The organism is Bacillus sp. P4_E1 (assembly GCF_056401715.1).
On the sequence record NZ_JBFUIV010000001.1, the window covers coordinates 13,191 to 30,291 of the forward strand.

A 17,101-nucleotide genomic window follows, 5' to 3' on the forward strand; every position below is an offset into this window, starting at 1 on the left:
CAGAGATGATTAGATAAGCAGTACCCTCTACCATTTGCTTTAAATAACAAGTTATTGGAGCGGTTAGAAAATGAATCTCTTCAAACTATTGAGGGGTGTGTATCATGTCTACATTTCATGTTGGATATAAATTATGAAAAAATAAAACATTATGGATCGAGCACAAGTAGGTCATTTGTTCCATTATCGCAATCTTCAATTTGTCTTGCTGATTGTGTTTGTTTAACAGGAGTTGTATTGGGGTTACTAGGAACAGTGACATTTGGAGGATTAATGTTATCTGTATGTTCTCTTACATAAAGAAAAAAGGACGCCCACTTAAGGTGTTTTTTTAGTTACTTAGGAGAGCTTTTGAGATAGGAGGGACATGGATTCAAATCTATAGTTACACATTTTTATTGTGTTGTGTAACTCAAAAAGGAAAGTATCAGCAACTGCTTATTTTGTATGACTATAAACATTGGCTATTTGGGAGCTGTAATAGAATGCTTAGAAGGGGGCAAAAAATGGTGTGTGAAATATTAATAAAAAAGGACAAGCAGTCGTACCTACTGTCCTTTAAAGGAGAAAAGTCTTTTGGTTAAGAACTACGAATAAACAGAAAATCTGCTTGTAATTAGTTTTATCCCAAATATACATGCCTATACAAAAAGGGATAAGTTCAAAAATACTTATCCCAGGAAGGGAAATCCCAAACACCAAAATGGCTTGTATTGGTATACAGGTTCAAAAGTAGTATATGTCAAACGAAAAATCTCATACAAAAAGCAGACAATCAAAAGTATTGTCTGCCAGAAAGTCGGRTGAATTAGCCAACTGTGAAAAATTGCTTTCCCACTTCAAGAAGAGTAAAGGCAACAAATTTGAAAGAAATGAATTGGGATTTAGTTATTGCTTCTATGAATGATGCATTTTTTTCATTTTTTTTGTCCCCAAAAAACAACTAATAATTGCGAGTAATGCATTTGAAGAAATGAAATTTACGGTCCAATAAATTCCTGTTCCAGCAATTATAAATCTTTTAATTGCCGAACTTTGTACTACATGAAAAATAAATTGATTGTTATCGTTACCCAATGTTATCACATGCCTTATCTAATATATGACAAGGCATGCTTGCTCTAGTCTTCATGATAATATACGAAAAAGAGTAATTAGCAGAAGCTTATAAAGTAGTTATAAATAAAAGATAACTAACGGAAGTTAAATTATTAACTTCAGTGAAAAAAATAACAATCATAATTTATCCTGCGTTATTGATGGGATATTATGTTTTACTTAAGGGATTATGCGGAAAGTTTGATGAAAAATTCTTTCATTAAAAGTACGATTCCTAGCAGAAACAAGACTTCAATTGAGAACCAAAACATACTTTTGTGAGGTTTTTTAAACTCCATAATAATTGATGAAAATAAAAAAATTGCGATAAGTATGATGATTAAGAGTCGGATTATATCAACCATTAATAACACTCCTAATATTTAATCAGTACTATTATATAATCTTTTCCAAAGATATATAATTCTAGAAACATTCTATTGAAATTTTAATGAAAAGAACAGGTGGTGTTTAGTAGCTTTTTTCTCAAAATCATTTCAAACGTGTAGTGGGAAGTGATAAAAGTGATAAATCCACGTTTTAATAAAAGGATGTAAGCGTATTTTTAGCGAATTATAGATAATTAAGAGAGGCGGTGACACTATGAAGTATGTAAAAGTCAGTATGAATGGTGGAAGTGAGCACAAATTCTCAATGACTTTAGAACGATTTGAAGAGTTTATTACTACAGAGAATGGATTATTAGAAAATAAATTAGTTTGTATTGAAAATGTAATGATTAACCCTACTAATATATCTTCTGTAGTTGAAAAAATTGGTGTACCTGCTAAATTTATGGAAGTGTAAAGGTAATTAGATAAAAAACATCCATGGGGATGTTTTTTGTTTATAAATAAAGCAATTGTACAATGAAAGTATGAGAAAATTTTATTAGTAATAATGTAGGCTATTAAGAATGAATGGATATAGAAAGGTCTTTTCTAGCGTGTTAGTTACTCCAATGTGTATGTATCTATTTGGCATCTAGACATTGTGCTTTCTAGTGCACAATGTAATAAGTACAAGCATATAGTATGTAATAGGACAAGATCTTCGTGTCCTACTAAATACTCAGAAAAAACCTCTAATCACATTAGGGCATCCAATAGCAGGGTGCTCTAATTTTTTATGAAAAATGTAGCTTCACAACGGTTTCGTTTCAATTATAGTTTTCTTTAATGTTAATAAATATTAAGATTAATATGATAGCAATAATTAAATTAGACAAATAGAAATTTTGGTGACACAGTAGTTCAAAGATGACATCGAATGTATACAATAAAGCGACAGCAGGTAATATACAAATAAATATAAATCTCCAATTTTTTAAATAATGTTTATAATTAGTAAGTACTTTCGCCATTAATATTGCTCCTGTATTTTTTATTTTCTATATAATTATACATTTAAATAAAAAGATTTACAAAGTGTTTAAAAATTATTTAGCAACTAATGTGATTTTGGGAGATAAATAAGGAGGAAGAAAAAAATATTATAGATCTATAGATTGAGAGGAACATAGAGAAAGCTTTTGTTAAAAACTTAGATGGCTGCAGCAATCTGTGTAATAAACGATTTGATTTTAAAAAGACTTTTAAACATCTGGGCTAAAATGATACACTATAATCTACGTTATTTTAGAAATGAATAGAGGGATTTATATGATAGATAAAATTAAAAATGTTGTAGAGGATATGTATGAAGATGAAGCAAAACATTTACTTCAAAGTATTCTAATACAGTTAGATGTATTAGACGGGAATTATAGCGAAGATATGATAAAAAATTTAACGAGTATCCCTAAGCAATTGACGAGTCATACAACTCAGGAAAAAAATTTAGAAGAAAGCACACACATTCATATTGCCTTTGATGATTCAACTGCCGGATGTTTAAAATATATGTTGAAACAAGAAGGATTACACGAGGAGAGTGTTGTTTCATACTCTGAATTCTTTTCAATTGGTCCCATACATCAATTACATACGAATGAAGGTCAATTAGCAAGGGCACAGTGGTTATTAAATAACTTAACTTCTTATGATTGTTATTTTGAAGAAGAGTATTTACCAAGATTTAAGGAGACTTTAGAAGAGCTACATTCAATTCCGAATGAAACACCGATTACCGTTTGGAAGGCGGATAATGCCCATGAGCACGTAGGGCTTTGTTTTGCAATTGCGCAATTAAAAGATAAGAAAAATATTCGTGTTATGAATACTTCTGAAGCGAGTAGAGAAATATTAAAACAAGATTATGATATCCGTGGAACTGGAGAAGTATCTCCTGAAAGTTTAGCTCTTTTCCAAAAAAGTTTTGTGGAATTTCCGTATTTAACTGAAGAGAAGCGAATGAAGTTTGCACATGAGTGGGATAGATTATCGCAAAGCACGGAGTTTTTAAGAGTTTGGAAAGACGATGAAGTGCATGCTGTACAAGAAGATTATTTTGATCAATTCATTATTGAGTGTGCGAAAAATGTAGGAGCAGATAAAGAATTTCATAAAGCTCCGAGAGTAATAGGTGAAGCACTTGGACTTTCGGATCAATTGGTTGGGGATACGTTTTTGGAATATCGCTTGAAAGAATTAATTAAGCAAGAAGTATTTGAATATGAAGGTTCGTTAGATCAAATGCGTTTTTATAGTGTGAAGTTAATAAAATAAAAAATATATTTTGTTTATAAAAAAGCTCGTATTTTTAAAATACGAGCTTTTTTCAGATGAATTTAGGCTATACATAAGCTTCCTATGAATGGCGTATCACATATGAATGTTAAAAGAAACAAATGAAAAGAAGGTGATGGGTTATTATGTATAACCAACAAAACTATCCATATGATCAAGAGATGTATTATAATCCACAAAACTACGGTTATGAATCTACAAATGAAGTGAGAGATATTGAACAAGAAGACTATAGACCAGATGATGCGGAAGATGCTCCAACATCACCACCACCGTCACAAGCTCCGTCGTTACCGTCCACATTTGCTTCTCCAGCACAAGCAGGCAATATGAAATCTTGGATGTGTAACTGTCTAGGAAGATGGGGCTATTTACGTTTACATCGACCTGGTCCTTTCGGAAGAGATTTATGGTTCTTTCCAACCGAGGTAAGAAGAAGCGGGGTTTCAGGTTACACTTGGCAAGGTGGTCGTCGTCGTAAAGTAAGTTATCGATATCAACAAATTAGTAATTTTATGTGCTTCGCATAATAGGAAGTGAGAGAGTAGAATAATTTTACTCTCTCACTTTTTTATTTTTCAATATACGAAGTAAGATTTTGATTAAAAATTTACAATTTTCTAGTTTTTATTGAAGTATAATTCAAATGTTAGGTTGATTTACACAAATAATTGAGAGTGAGGGAATGTAATGTCAATAAAAAATAAGGTTGGCCGAAAAATAGAGGATGGCATTAATTTAGCTTCTGCTCAGTTTAAAGAAGATGCTTATGAAATTTATAAAGAATCGAGAAAAGTACAGCCTATATTATTTGTAAATCAAATTGAAATCGGTAAAGAATGGCTCATTACAAGATATGAAGATGCTCTGCCGCTTTTAAAAGATAATCGCTTAAAAAAAGATCAGGCAAATGTGTTTCCTCAAGATACAAAGAACATGCATCTTTCCGTTGACAATAGTGATCATTTAACAACGCACATGTTAAATTCGGACCCACCTAACCACAGTCGTTTGCGATCTTTAGTTCAAAAAGCTTTTACACCGAAGATGATTTCACAATTAGACGGAAGAATTCAGAGAATAGCGGATGATTTAATAAGTGAAATAGAGCGAAAAGGTACATTAAATCTTGTGGATGATTATTCATTCCCATTACCGATTATTGTAATAAGTGAGATGCTTGGAATTCCAAAAGAAGATCAAGCGAAATTTAGAATTTGGTCTCATGCTGTCATTGCATCGCCAGAAACACCTGAAGAAATAAAAGAAACCGAAAAACAACTATCTGAGTTTATTACATATCTCCAATATATAGTTGATGTAAAACGAAAAAATCCAAAAGAAGATTTGGTTAGTGCGTTAATACTTGCAGAAAATGAAGGGCATAAACTTAGTGCTCGAGAGCTATATTCAATGATCATGTTATTAATTGTAGCCGGACACGAGACGACAGTGAATTTAATAACAAATACGGTATTAGCACTTCTTGAAAATCCGAAGCAATTACAGTTATTAAAAGAAAATCCGGAATTAATTGATTCAGCTATTGAGGAAGGATTGCGTTATTATTCTCCAGTTGAGGTGACAACTGCAAGATGGGCGGCTGAGCCGTTTCAAATTCATGACCAAACAATCCAAAAAGGAGATATGGTTATTATCGCATTAGCTTCAGCAAACCGTGATGAAACAGTATTTGAAAACCCAGAAGTATTTGATATTATGCGTGAGAATAACCGTCACATTGCTTTTGGACATGGTAGCCATTTCTGTTTAGGAGCTCCACTTGCTAGGTTGGAAGCAAAGATTGCTATTACTGCTCTGTTTAAAAGAATGCCATCGTTACAAATAAAAGGTGAGCGTGACAAAATTAATTGGCAAGGTAATTATTTAATGCGTTCTTTAGAGGAATTACCATTGTCTTTTTAGAATAGTTATATTGAGACATGCATACACGACAAATGATTAACATAGAGTATGTATGTGTTATTTAAATTCGAAACGGAAGGGTGAAAACATCCCAATGATCAACTAATTCTATTTGTAAGAGATCTTCGTTAAAAAACGAAATATTCTTCTGAATAGGATTAGTATGTGCATGTATAGAAAAGGGATGTGTTTCGCACTGCGAATATATAGTCTTTTCATATGATTTGTGCTGCCTCCTGTTCAGAACACGAAATAGGAGGCTTTTTTATGTCGACGACTGCAGAAACGAAACAAAATCATGGGGTATCACAAGTATTAAAAAATCGATTTGTGCAAGGGATTCTAGCATCAGCATTATTTTTACAAGTTGGAATTTGGGTTCGTAACTTTGCGGTATTACTTTATGTTATGGAAATGACGAAAGGTGATGCTTTTGCTATTTCGATGATTTCGGTTGCTGAATTTGCTCCCATTTTTATTTTCTCATTCATTGGTGGAACTTTTGCTGATAGGTGGAAGCCAAAGAAGACAATGATATGGTGTGAGACGTTAAGTTCTATTTCCGTATTCGCTGTATTAATTACTCTTATGTTTGGAACGTGGAAAATCGTGTTTTTTGTGACGCTTATTTCTGCAATCCTTTCGCAGTTTTCTCAACCATCCGGTATGAAGTTGTTTAAACAGCATTTATCAACGGAACACATTCAATTAGCGATGTCTATATATCAAACAATATTTGCGATTTTTATGGTGTTAGGACCTATTCTTGGAACATTTATTTTTCATAGTTTTGGAATTTATATTTCAATCATCATAACAGGTATCGCTTTTTTACTTGCAGCAGCTGTGTTGTTATTTCTTCCGAAAGATCATGAGAATGATAATGAGAAGAAAGAAATTACGCTGTTGCAGGAAATGCTGGATGGTATTAAATATGTAAAAAAGAAAAAAGCATTAACTTTGCTAGGGTTTTGTTTTATGGCAGCAGGACTAGGTATAGGTTTAATTCAGCCACTAGGCATCTTTATTGTGACTGAGCAGTTAGGGTTATCAAAAGAGAGTTTACAATGGTTACTAACAGTAAATGGTGCGGGGATGATTGTTGGCGGAGCTCTAGCGATGGTATTTGCGAAAAACGTTGCTCCGCAAAAAATGTTAATTGTAGGTATGCTTGGTCAGGCAATTGGAATTGCTATTATAGGATACTCTACAAATTTATGGGTGACACTTACAGCACAACTTTTCAGTGGTTTAGCCCTACCTTGTATTCAAATAGGGATAAATACACTTATTATACAAAATAGTGATACGGATTTTATTGGTAGAGTAAATGGCATTTTAAGTCCACTATTCACCGGTTCAATGGTAGTAACGATGAGTATAGCTGGTTCATTAAAGGAGATGTTTTCATTAGGTACGATGTATGAGGGGACGGCTCTACTATTTGTTATTGGATTATTGTTTATTTTGCCTATATACAATTTAAAGCCAGTAATAGCAGTAGAAAGTGAAATGAATGGTAAAGGAAGTGCTGTGCAACATGAATCCTAATCCAAATGTTAAATACCCTATTGAAGGAAATCAAAACGTTCATTTTATAAAAAATACAATAACGAAATCTAATATATTTGTTGGTGACTATTCTTATTATGATGCGAAAGATGGAGAAACATTTGAAGATCGAGTATTACATCATTATGAATTTCTTGGAGATCATCTTACTATTGGAAAGTTTTGTTGTATTGCAAATGGAGTTACCTTTATTATGAACGGAGCGAATCACCGGATGGATGGATTTTCGGCATATCCATTTAATATATTTGGAAATGGGTGGGAGAAGTATACACCTAGTTTGTCTGATTTACCTTACAAAGGTGATACAGTTATAGGAAATGACGTTTGGATTGGTATGGATACAACTATTATGCCCGGAATAAAAATAGGGGATGGTGCAATCATTGCAGCTAAATCTGTTGTGACTAGAGACGTCGCACCATATACAATTGTTGGCGGAAACCCTGCAAATAAAATAAAGGAACGATTCACAAATACAATAATAGAAGAATTATTGCAAATTCAATGGTGGCATTTTGACATTGAAAAAATAACCGAAAATATAGATGCTATTGTACAAGGAGACATTGAACCATTAAGAAAGTTAAAAAGGTAATAAAAAATGCATGACAAAGAGTATCATACCTCCGAATTTTGTTAATGATAATAGAACAAGGAGGTGTGATACTATGGCACAAGACGTTTTATGTGAAGTAAACAACTGTAAATTTTGGGCTAACGGCAATAAATGTAGTGCAGATGCAATTTATGTAGTAAGTCATAAAGGTAAACATGCATCTACAACTGAAGAAACAGATTGCAAAACTTTTGATCCAGAAGTATAAATTTTTGAAGGGTAGCCAAATCGTGGTTGCCCTTTTATTAATTATAGTATTGATAATAAATCTCATTTTCATTCATTGTTTTTAACTTTTCTTTTTATTTTTTCATATTTTCTTCATAAGTGATGCAATCCAGAGCAATTCATGTTCAATACGTGATTTACTAAATTCAATGACTTCTGTAATAAAAGATGAGCTAACATGTAAAGATTGAATAGCAGTAAGCTGTTTATGTAGTACGTCTTGGCGTATTGTTAAAATTTCTTTTCTAGCTTCGTAATCAAGTTTTTCAAATAGCGCGATACGCACAAGGAATTCAGCGTTATTTGTCGCAATCTTTTCGGGAAACTCTCTTAACATTTCATAAAAAATTTCTTCTCCTGTTTCAGTTATGTCGTACATATTTCGGTTTGGCTTTCCGACTTGTTTATGTATTTGTTTAATTATAGCCCCCATATTTTCGAAGCGCCGAAGAGCGGGATACAGTGTATTATGGGGTTCAGCCGAGATACGTGTAAAAACGGGTTATAAGCTGTAATATATTTCCATTATTGGTTTTTTAGTTAAAAATATCTACCTCATGATTAACAAAAAGCTGATTACCTATGCGCTATAAATGAACTGCCCCCAATTGTTAAACAAAACCTAGCAATTGGGGGCAGTTCATAGTTATCATTTGACTCTTCTAGTGACTTTCTCAAGTAAAGCACCCTTTGGTTGAATAAGATTTATTTATTCATTCCCATCAATCGCTTAATTGTTCTTATTTGTCCACGATGATTAATTTCGTCTTCCATAACGTGAAACCACAAGTAGTAATTATTATAAGGCACACCATTATCCCACTTGTTTTCCTCGAATAACCAGCTATCTTGTTTTGATTTCAGATATGTTAGTGTATTTTCTCTAACTTGTGATAATTCATTCAAATAATAATCTAAAGATTGCTTTTTTATTCCTTCCCTTGCTTTGTCTCCAAGTTCTAAAGAAATTCGCCACTTTAGATATTCACTTTCAGTTAAATCTCTTTTTTCAAACGAGATAACTTGATGAACAAACTCCATCGCTGCAATATGTGATAAGAGAGAACCAATAGTGTTTGAACTACCGTTTGGTAAGAAATCTAAATCACTTTGGTTTAAATTGGAGATTTCGCTCAATGTAACATCTCTTGTATGTTCAAGCATTGTTACAAGCTCTCCAATCTTATTTGAATAGTTTTCTCTTGAAATTATTCTATAATCTATCATATATATCCCTCCAATTCATGCTAAGCATAAGTTTACCAATAAAATAAAAAAAACAAAGTCTGAAAATTCATGTAAAATAATGATATAATTTAATTGAATATAAAGAAAAAGGAAACCTGTTTTTATCAGTGTTACCTTATCCAAGACTAAATTTTACCCATACATCATTTTTTTGATGTAGCTCTTGAAGATAAAAACTATTTAATTTTCAAGGAACAGTTATTAACTTAAAACTTATTATACGAGGAGGGTGTATCATGAAAAAAATATGCTTTGTATTAATTGTCGACGCTGGTATAAATTATGGTTCAATATTTTCTCTACCATTTTTAAGGAATCAGGATGATTTGAAGGAAAATTTTTCTAAGTATTATGATGTTTCAATTAATTATATTAGGGATAAAAACTCAGTTGACTATTTGGTAGTTCCCAAACCGTGTCCACCTTTTGATAATGAAAATAATCTTCCAATAATTGAAGTACCAGCAATCTTATTTATGGAAAAGGATTTTGAAAAAATAAAGACTTATATAGACAATTATTTTTCTAATAACTCATAAAGAAAATAAAAGTACAGTAAAAAGAAGTCCGATAAAAAACGAGTGGCGTAGAATATTTCTATTAATCATTCGTTTTTTATTATATTTACATATCAGTCTATCGCAAATGAACTTGTACAACATATCGGAAAATATAGTGAGGTTAATATCGTTGAAGAGTTTGCTGCACCTTTACCTGTTACCGTCATATCCGATTTATTAGGAGTGCCAACAACGGATCGTAAAAAGATTAAAGAATGGTCTGATATTTTATTTATGCCATATAGTAAAGAAAAATTTAACGATTTGGATGTAGAAAAAGGAATTGCGTTAAATGAATTTAAAACGTACCTGCTTCCAATTGTTCAAGAGAAAAGATATCATTTAACCGACGATATTATTTCAGATTTAATACGAGCTGAATATGAAGGCGAAAGATTAACCGATGAAGAAATAGTTACTTTTTCTTTAGGTTTATTAGCGGCAGGTAATGAAACAAATACAAATTTAATTATTAACAGCTTTTATTGCTTTTTAGTAGATTCACCTGGAATATATAAAGAGTTAAGAAAAGAACCTACGTTAATTTCAAAAGCGATTGAGGAAGTTTTACGCTATCGCTTTCCCATTACATTAGCTAGGAGGATTACAGCGGACACAAATATATTTGGACCTTTTATGAAAAAGGATCAAATGATTGTTACGTGGGTTAGTGCAGCAAATTCAGATGAGAAAAAGTTCTTACAAGCTTCTAAATTTAATTTACACAGAATAGGAAATGAAAAGCATTTAACCTTTGGTAAAGGTCCTCATTGTTGCTTAGGGGCGCCACTTGCACGTTTAGAAGCTGAGATTGCATTAACTACCTTTATAAATGCCTTTGAAAAAATAGAGTTATCTCCATCGTTCAATTTAGAAAAATGTATATTAGAAAATGAACAAACATTAAAATACTTACCTATTCTTTTGAAAACTAGGTAAAACGTTCAGCAAGGTACAAAATTACTGTACCTTGTTTTTTTATTTCTCAATTGTAAATTTTTAGTGGTCTATTTAGTATGGAAGTGTGTGAAAGAAGAGTGGAGGAGGATGCTTATGTTAACGTGTAATGGAAGTAAAACGTTTCAAACATTTATTAAAGCTGTAACGGATTTAATTGATAGTAATTTATTAGAAGATCAAATTGTTTGTGCGATTGAAAAATTACTAGAAGAACTTTTAGAAAAAAAAACATGGCTTCCGCTAGAAAAACAGAAGGCGAATTCGGCTCAATATGCACGGCACTTGTTATATGAAGATCCTTTAAAGCGATTTGAAGTATTAGCTCTTGTATGGAAAGATGGACAATCTACACCTTTACATGATCATGATGGTACATGGGGAGTAGAAGGTGTTTTTTCAGGAAGGATAATGGTGCAGAACTTTATACAAACTAAGCAGCTTGAAAATTCACTTGTTTATTTAACCCATACAGGAAATCTTTATTTGGGAGAAGGAGAAACAGATAAAGTCATTCCACCAGCTGATTGTCATATTCTTAAAATAGCTGAATGTGAAAGCGTTGTCACGATTCATATTTACGGAAAACGTTTAGAAAAGTTTAAAGTATATGTCCCAACTGAAGAAAAGAATGTGTATATGTGTGAGACAAAATATATTAGTTATAGTTCATAGTTTAAAATCAAAAGCTTTTCTTTAAAGAGAAAAGCTTTTGATTTTATTTTTAATTATTTCTTGACCTGAAACGCTTTTCATAAATTATAAATAAGAAGTACTTAACGAGCTCAATATGAAAACGATACCTTTTTGTTAAATAGATCTCGTGTATTTATAGAAAGTGGTGAAGAAATAATGAAATTAATAGCAATTGATTTAGATGGAACCCTTCTTTCCGGTAATAAAATGATAAGTAAAGAAAATGCAGAAGCAATTCGAAAATGTCAGGAAGCAGGCCATGTTGTAGCTATTTGTACAGGGCGTTCTATCGTTGATATTGAACGATTATTGTTAGAAGTTAATTTAGAGTGTCCAATTATTGCGGAAAATGGTGCCCTTATTTATAAAGATAAGAAAATGATGAAGAGATATCCAATTCAAAACATCCATGCACTTGAAATTGTGGAATATCTTGAAGAAAGTGGTATGTATTATCAGCTCTATACTAATAAAGGTGTGTATGTACCGGATTATGGCGTAGAGAGTGTGCGTAATGAAATCGAGTATGTGAAGAATGCAAAAGAAAATTTCGATTTGAAAGAGTTAGAAACGATTGCTGCATTATATCTTGAGCATACAGCATTTCATAGTGCAGAAAGTTGTAAACCAATTGTAGAAACTGATATACATGTGCATAAGCTTTTACCATTTTCTTATGACATAGAAAAATTAAAAAAGTTAAAAGAAACGTTTCTGCATAATACTGATTTAGCAATTACATCTTCATATTGGCATAATTTAGAGATTAATCATCGAGATGCTCAAAAAGGAAATGGATTATACACTTTAGCAGAACACTTGAATATTCCAGTTGAAAATACTGTAGCAATAGGTGATGGCTTAAACGATGTTTCTATGATGGAGAAAGCAAATATATCAATTGCAATGGGAAATGCAGTTGAAGAAATAAAAGCGATGTGTCAATACGAAACGTTAACAAATGAAGAACATGGTGTCGCACATGCTTTATATAAATATGTAATGTAATAAAAAAAGAAAAAAAGAATCCAAATAGATTCTTTTTTCTTTTTATTAGGGGTAAGGTATTCTATGTGATTCATAGAAGCCTTATTACACCTCATTATATAGAATATATTGGAATAAATGTTTATATTTTTCATGAAAGTTGTGAAAAACTTGTGAACTTTATGTTTATTGTATTTTTATAGTGCTGTTAGCAGCGCGTAACACTCCCATATTATTTTCTGTTTTTAATTGAAAAATAGAATTTGTTAGAATAATTATTCTACAGCTATATACCTAGGAGCACTTTCTTCGTATAATGAAGAAGTATGAATTTTGAATTTGTATAATTTTTACATATCGAGGTGAAAAAGGAATGAATGCGCGGCTAATGGAACTTATTGATGTGAGTACAATAGAAACCATGGCAGAACAATTTTATAAATTAACCAACATATCACATCAACTTCTTGATGCTGAAAACGAATGTATATTTTCATTTGGAATTAATGAAATGAAAGTATGTAAACTTCCCAAAATTGAAATCCCCCTTTTCTTATACAATCAATATTTAGGATCTTTTATTGTATGGTCCAAACGAAGCGAAATTTGCAATTGCCAAAAATATTTTGAAATGCTTTCTAACCTCATTATAACTGGGATGAAAAAAGCAGTTCAAAGTAAAAATACATCGTTACTTTCTCGAAAAGAGGAAGAATTACATACGATCTTACAAAACATGCCTGTTATGGTTGATGCGCTTGACTATAATGGAGATTTTGTTTTATGGAATCGAGAATGCGAGATTGTAACAGGTTATACTGCTGAAGAAATAATTGGGAATCCAAACGCTCTTCAATTACTGTATCCTGACCATAATTATCGCCATCAAATACAAAATAAATTTTTGACTCGTGGAAAAAATTTTAGAGATTGGGAAATGAGTTTAACATGTAAAAATGGTGAAATTAAAACGATAATGTGGTCCAATATATCAGAACAGTTTCCTGTAACAGGATTTAGTTACTGGGCTGTTGGGGTAGATATTACACATTTAAAAGCGATAGAAGAGCAATTAAAACAACAAACGTCTGAATTAGAATTAATTTTTAAAGCTTTACCAGATTTATGTTTTTTAACAGAAGATGATGGGACAATTATAGATTATAAAGCAGGATCCCCTACAAAATTTTACGTACCTGCAGAAGCTTTTATGGGAAAAAAGTTTTACGAAATATTACCGTCTCCAGTAGCACAGCAATTTCAAGAAGCAATTCGCCAATTGAAAGAAGAAGGAAAGAATGTAATTGTAGAATATATTCTGACAATTAATGGAAGTATCGATTTCTTTGAAGCTAGATGTTTACCATTATTACAAGATAAAATTATGATCATTGTACGCGATATCACAGAGCGGAAAAAGGCAGAAGAATTGCTAAATAAATCAGATACACTTGCGGCAATTGGTCAATTAGCAGCCGGTGTAGCTCATGAAGTGAGAAACCCATTAACTGTAATTAAAGGATTTATACAGTTATTCCAAATTAATAAAGAAGATCAAGAAAAATATTTTGATCTTATGCTTTCCGAAATAGAAAGAATAGAAGCAATCCTCCAAGAGTTTTTGTCGATTGCTAAAACTGATGAAATAAATACAGAAAAGAAAAATATTTATCAAATTTTTAAAAATGTCGTATCATTAATTAATACAAAAGCAATCATGACAAATATTCAAGTTGAACTATTTACAGATTCCAAAGAGATAATCATTGAATGCTCAGAAAATCAATTGAAACAAGTATTTATTAATATTTTGCAAAATTCAATTGAAGCAATGCTAGATGGCGGGAAAATTTCAATCCATATAAAAGAAATACATAAAAAAGGTGTCATTATTAGTGTAATAGATGAAGGAATAGGAATACCTGAAGAAAGAATTAAAAGATTAGGTGAACCTTTCTATAGTACGAAAGAAAAAGGTACCGGTATTGGATTGATGTTAAGTTATAAAATAATTGAAGGTCATCAAGGAACAATAAGTATAATGAGTGAGGTTGGCGTCGGGACAACTGTAACTATTTACTTGCCGAAAATTCAGAGTAAACAATCTCTATCAAATTGTGATGATAAATGTATATCGATACGTTCTAATATTAACTCTTAAATAAATGATTAAATACCCAATGAAAAAAGCTAAACTTTTTTCATTGGGTATTTTTATATTTAATTTAGTAAACTTTACCTTTTCTTAACCTTTGTTTTAATTTCTATTAAGTTTTTATCAGTATATTAATATTTGTACAAAGTACTGTATAGAAAATGTGCACTACTTTTAATATATAGATTCAATTATTATTAGAAATACTGTAAGGAGGAGATTATGACAAGGTGAAAAAGCAAGTGAAAAAAAGTGGTAGAGCAATACCGATGCGGTTAAATATTTTATTTCTATGTGTATTTTTATTATTTTCTGCAATGATTATACAGTTAGGTAAAGTGCAAATTTTCGATGGAGAGACTTATAAAAATGAAGTAGAAAAGAGAGAAAATGCAACTGTGAGCCTATCTGTCCCACGTGGGAAAATATTTGATCGAGAAGGGAATCCAGTTGTTGATAATACATCTTTACGCACGATCACGTACACAAAGATGAAAGGTGTAAAATCAGAAGATATATTAAAAACTGCAAGACAACTTGTAGACATAATTGAAATGCCGCAAGAAGATATAGATAAGTTAAATGAGACAGATAAGAAAGATTTTTGGATGCAATTAAATCCGCAACTGGCTGAAAATCTAGTATCGAAAAAAGAAATAGATACATTTAGAGAAAAGGATATTAGCGGCAAGAAGCTAGATAAAAAAATAGAAGAGTTAAAAAGAAAACGGGTTACAGATAAAAATCTTCAGGAATTAACAGAGAAAGATATAAAAGTGTTAGCTATTAAAAGTAAGATGACTTCTGGTTATCAAATGGCTCCTCAAATTATTAAAAAAGATGTTAGTGAAAAGGAATTTACTTTAATTAGTGAAGGTTTAGCGAATCTCCCAGGTGTAGACGTATCGGTGGATTGGGAGAGAGTGTATGTAAATGATGGGTTATTCCGATCTGTTCTTGGAAATGTTTCTAATTCCGATGAAGGATTACCAAGTGAACGATTAGATTACTACTTGGTACGTGATTATAGCCGAAATGATAGGGTTGGAAAAAGTTATATCGAGCAGCAATATGAAGATGTACTTCATGGTACAAAAAAAGAAGTAAGAAGCGTTGCAGATAAACAAGGTAATACAATTAGAACGGAAACCGTTTCTGAGGGAAAGAGCGGTAAGAATTTAACTTTAACAATAGATATGGAATTACAGAAAAAAGTAGAAGAGAGCATAGAAAAAATATTAAAGGCCTATAAAGGTTCAGAATCGATGTTGGACCGTGCCTTCGTTGTAATGATAAATCCGAAAAATGGTCAAGTATTATCAATGGCAGGGAAAAAATTAGTAGAAAAAGATGGGAAAACAGAAGTTGAAGATTATGCTTTAGGTACGATGACAAGTTCATATGAGCTTGGATCAACAGTTAAAGGTGCGACAATATTGACTGGTTTCGAAACGAAAGCTATAACACCAGGTACTTACTTTTATGATGCGCCTATGAAGTTTAAAGGAACTAAGGAGAAAAAGTCTTGGAAAGATTTCGGGAATATTGATGAGCTAAGAGCTTTACAAGTTTCTTCTAACGTTTATATGTTTAATACAGCATTAAAAATTGCAGGTGTAGATTATGTGAAAAATAGTTCATTAAATATTAAACAGGAGTACTTTGATAAAATGAGGTATTATTTCAGGCAATTTGGATTAGGTGTTCCAACGGGTATTGATTTACCGAATGAAACAGCTGGACAAATTGGTAAAAAAGATAATCAACCTGGTTTTTTGCTAGACTACTCAATTGGCCAGTATGACACCTATACGCCACTTCAGCTTGTACAGTATATTTCAACAATCGCAAACGGTGGATATCGAATGAAGCCACAAATTGTTCAAGAGGTAAGAGAGCAAACGTCGCAAAAAGATGAGATTGGTAAAGTGGAGCATGCAGTAGAACCAATCGTTTTAAATAAGATAGATATGAAAGAGGAATATATAAATCAAGTAAAAGAAGGATTTAGAAGGGTATTCCAAGAAGGTGATGGAACAGGAGTAAGGGCGTTCCAAAAAGCATCTTATAAGCCAGCAGGTAAAACAGGGACAGCACAGACAGTATACGGTGGAGAAAGTGATATTGGAAGAAATGAAAAAGGTGAGCGAAGAGAATGTTATAATTTAACGTTGGCAGGATATGCGCCGTATGATAATCCTGAAGTAGCATTCTCTGTAGTTGTGCCGTGGGTTATTAATGATAAATCTGGTATTAACTCTGATATTGGAAAAGAAGTTTTAGATGCTTATTTTGAATTAAAAAATAAGCGATTAACTGGCGAAGCACCAAAAACAGATGACTCTAAAGAGAATTAAAATATACGAAA

16 protein-coding genes and 2 pseudogenes are annotated in these 17,101 nt (G+C 31.9%); 14 read left to right on the forward strand and 4 right to left on the reverse strand.

From position 1 onward, the window contains the following. Window positions 1-9: 9 nt before the first annotated feature. A pseudogene (locus AC1DS7_RS00060) lies at window positions 10-300 on the forward strand (homoserine dehydrogenase); the annotation flags it as partial. Between the two features lie 597 nt (window positions 301-897). Here AC1DS7_RS00060 and AC1DS7_RS00065 read toward each other — a convergent pair. Then, entirely contained in the window at window positions 898-1,077 is a 180-nt protein-coding gene (locus AC1DS7_RS00065) for a hypothetical protein (RefSeq protein ID WP_242488160.1), read from the reverse strand. Window positions 1,078-1,701: 624 nt separating this feature from the next. On the opposite strand from AC1DS7_RS00065, the gene AC1DS7_RS00070 reads away from it, so the two are divergent. Beyond that, window positions 1,702-1,905: a hypothetical protein gene (locus AC1DS7_RS00070; RefSeq protein WP_002085220.1), complete on the forward strand. Its 204-nt coding sequence runs from the start codon at window positions 1,702-1,704 to the stop codon at window positions 1,903-1,905. Window positions 1,906-2,257: 352 nt separating this feature from the next. On the opposite strand, the gene AC1DS7_RS00075 is transcribed toward AC1DS7_RS00070, so the two are convergent. After that, window positions 2,258-2,461 (reverse strand): hypothetical protein, encoded by a 204-nt coding sequence (locus tag AC1DS7_RS00075; RefSeq protein ID WP_002142003.1) that lies wholly within the window; start codon window positions 2,459-2,461, stop codon window positions 2,258-2,260. Window positions 2,462-2,759: 298 nt separating this feature from the next. On the opposite strand from AC1DS7_RS00075, the gene AC1DS7_RS00080 reads away from it, so the two are divergent. The 6 genes from AC1DS7_RS00080 to AC1DS7_RS00105 all read left to right on the forward strand — a co-directional run bounded on the left by AC1DS7_RS00080 (window position 2,760) and on the right by AC1DS7_RS00105 (window position 8,110). Then, window positions 2,760-3,764, forward strand: coding sequence for a DUF1835 domain-containing protein (locus AC1DS7_RS00080; protein ID WP_088291873.1), 1,005 nt, complete (start codon window positions 2,760-2,762; stop codon window positions 3,762-3,764). Window positions 3,765-3,910: 146 nt separating this feature from the next. After that, window positions 3,911-4,315, forward strand: a complete 405-nt coding sequence (locus AC1DS7_RS00085; protein ID WP_002032464.1) for a hypothetical protein — start codon at window positions 3,911-3,913, stop codon at window positions 4,313-4,315. A gap of 160 nt (window positions 4,316-4,475) precedes the next feature. Then, window positions 4,476-5,711 carry a cytochrome P450 family protein gene (locus AC1DS7_RS00090; protein WP_002013149.1) on the forward strand — a complete coding sequence of 412 codons (1,236 nt, stop codon included), beginning with the start codon at window positions 4,476-4,478 and terminating at the stop codon, window positions 5,709-5,711. Between the two features lie 267 nt (window positions 5,712-5,978). Then, window positions 5,979-7,262 (forward strand): MFS transporter, encoded by a 1,284-nt coding sequence (locus AC1DS7_RS00095; protein WP_476998649.1) that lies wholly within the window; start codon window positions 5,979-5,981, stop codon window positions 7,260-7,262. Continuing rightward, complete coding sequence (locus tag AC1DS7_RS00100; RefSeq protein ID WP_002165689.1) at window positions 7,252-7,881, forward strand: Vat family streptogramin A O-acetyltransferase; 630 nt, start codon at window positions 7,252-7,254, stop codon at window positions 7,879-7,881. The genes AC1DS7_RS00095 and AC1DS7_RS00100 overlap by 11 nt, the downstream gene beginning before the upstream one ends. 73 nt (window positions 7,882-7,954) lie before the next feature. Beyond that, window positions 7,955-8,110: a DUF1540 domain-containing protein gene (locus tag AC1DS7_RS00105; protein ID WP_000046089.1), complete on the forward strand. Its 156-nt coding sequence runs from the start codon at window positions 7,955-7,957 to the stop codon at window positions 8,108-8,110. Between the two features lie 102 nt (window positions 8,111-8,212). On the opposite strand, the gene AC1DS7_RS00110 is transcribed toward AC1DS7_RS00105, so the two are convergent. Together AC1DS7_RS00110 and AC1DS7_RS00115 are read right to left on the reverse strand one after the other, a co-directional pair. Further along, window positions 8,213-8,617: a PadR family transcriptional regulator gene (locus AC1DS7_RS00110; protein WP_078204536.1), complete on the reverse strand. Its 405-nt coding sequence runs from the start codon at window positions 8,615-8,617 to the stop codon at window positions 8,213-8,215. 218 nt (window positions 8,618-8,835) lie between these two features. Further along, entirely contained in the window at window positions 8,836-9,357 is a 522-nt protein-coding gene (locus tag AC1DS7_RS00115; protein WP_000568385.1) for a DinB family protein, read from the reverse strand. A gap of 257 nt (window positions 9,358-9,614) precedes the next feature. On the opposite strand from AC1DS7_RS00115, the gene AC1DS7_RS00120 reads away from it, so the two are divergent. The 6 genes and pseudogenes from AC1DS7_RS00120 (at window position 9,615) to AC1DS7_RS00145 (ending at window position 17,090) form a co-directional block, all read left to right on the forward strand. Beyond that, window positions 9,615-9,917: a hypothetical protein gene (locus tag AC1DS7_RS00120; RefSeq protein ID WP_016101872.1), complete on the forward strand. Its 303-nt coding sequence runs from the start codon at window positions 9,615-9,617 to the stop codon at window positions 9,915-9,917. A gap of 93 nt (window positions 9,918-10,010) precedes the next feature. Continuing rightward, window positions 10,011-10,877, forward strand: a pseudogene (locus tag AC1DS7_RS00125) (cytochrome P450); the annotation flags it as partial. Window positions 10,878-10,991: 114 nt separating this feature from the next. Beyond that, entirely contained in the window at window positions 10,992-11,570 is a 579-nt protein-coding gene (locus AC1DS7_RS00130; protein ID WP_002136626.1) for a cysteine dioxygenase family protein, read from the forward strand. A gap of 177 nt (window positions 11,571-11,747) precedes the next feature. After that, the gene (locus AC1DS7_RS00135; protein ID WP_476998650.1) at window positions 11,748-12,599 is read left to right on the forward strand and encodes a Cof-type HAD-IIB family hydrolase; all 852 of its coding nucleotides are present in this window, start codon (window positions 11,748-11,750) and stop codon (window positions 12,597-12,599) included. A 352-nt stretch (window positions 12,600-12,951) separates the two neighbouring features. Beyond that, window positions 12,952-14,739 carry a PAS domain-containing sensor histidine kinase gene (locus tag AC1DS7_RS00140; RefSeq protein ID WP_016101876.1) on the forward strand — a complete coding sequence of 596 codons (1,788 nt, stop codon included), beginning with the start codon at window positions 12,952-12,954 and terminating at the stop codon, window positions 14,737-14,739. Between the two features lie 224 nt (window positions 14,740-14,963). After that, window positions 14,964-17,090 carry a peptidoglycan D,D-transpeptidase FtsI family protein gene (locus AC1DS7_RS00145; RefSeq protein WP_016101877.1) on the forward strand — a complete coding sequence of 709 codons (2,127 nt, stop codon included), beginning with the start codon at window positions 14,964-14,966 and terminating at the stop codon, window positions 17,088-17,090. Window positions 17,091-17,101 lie beyond the last annotated feature (11 nt).

What these genes read in the sequence shown, in the direction of transcription:
- AC1DS7_RS00070 (WP_002085220.1), top strand. Translation starts at nt 1,702, where the DNA reads ATGAAGTATGTAAAAGTCAGTATGAATGGTGGAAGTGAGCACAAATTC.
- AC1DS7_RS00075 (WP_002142003.1), bottom strand. Translation starts at nt 2,461, where the DNA reads ATGGCGAAAGTACTTACTAATTATAAACATTATTTAAAAAATTGGAGA.
- AC1DS7_RS00080 (WP_088291873.1), top strand. Translation starts at nt 2,760, where the DNA reads ATGATAGATAAAATTAAAAATGTTGTAGAGGATATGTATGAAGATGAA.
- AC1DS7_RS00085 (WP_002032464.1), top strand. Translation starts at nt 3,911, where the DNA reads ATGTATAACCAACAAAACTATCCATATGATCAAGAGATGTATTATAAT.
- AC1DS7_RS00090 (WP_002013149.1), top strand. Translation starts at nt 4,476, where the DNA reads ATGTCAATAAAAAATAAGGTTGGCCGAAAAATAGAGGATGGCATTAAT.
- AC1DS7_RS00095 (WP_476998649.1), top strand. Translation starts at nt 5,979, where the DNA reads ATGTCGACGACTGCAGAAACGAAACAAAATCATGGGGTATCACAAGTA.
- AC1DS7_RS00100 (WP_002165689.1), top strand. Translation starts at nt 7,252, where the DNA reads ATGAATCCTAATCCAAATGTTAAATACCCTATTGAAGGAAATCAAAAC.
- AC1DS7_RS00105 (WP_000046089.1), top strand. Translation starts at nt 7,955, where the DNA reads ATGGCACAAGACGTTTTATGTGAAGTAAACAACTGTAAATTTTGGGCT.
- AC1DS7_RS00115 (WP_000568385.1), bottom strand. Translation starts at nt 9,357, where the DNA reads ATGATAGATTATAGAATAATTTCAAGAGAAAACTATTCAAATAAGATT.
- AC1DS7_RS00120 (WP_016101872.1), top strand. Translation starts at nt 9,615, where the DNA reads ATGAAAAAAATATGCTTTGTATTAATTGTCGACGCTGGTATAAATTAT.
- AC1DS7_RS00130 (WP_002136626.1), top strand. Translation starts at nt 10,992, where the DNA reads ATGTTAACGTGTAATGGAAGTAAAACGTTTCAAACATTTATTAAAGCT.
- AC1DS7_RS00135 (WP_476998650.1), top strand. Translation starts at nt 11,748, where the DNA reads ATGAAATTAATAGCAATTGATTTAGATGGAACCCTTCTTTCCGGTAAT.
- AC1DS7_RS00140 (WP_016101876.1), top strand. Translation starts at nt 12,952, where the DNA reads ATGAATGCGCGGCTAATGGAACTTATTGATGTGAGTACAATAGAAACC.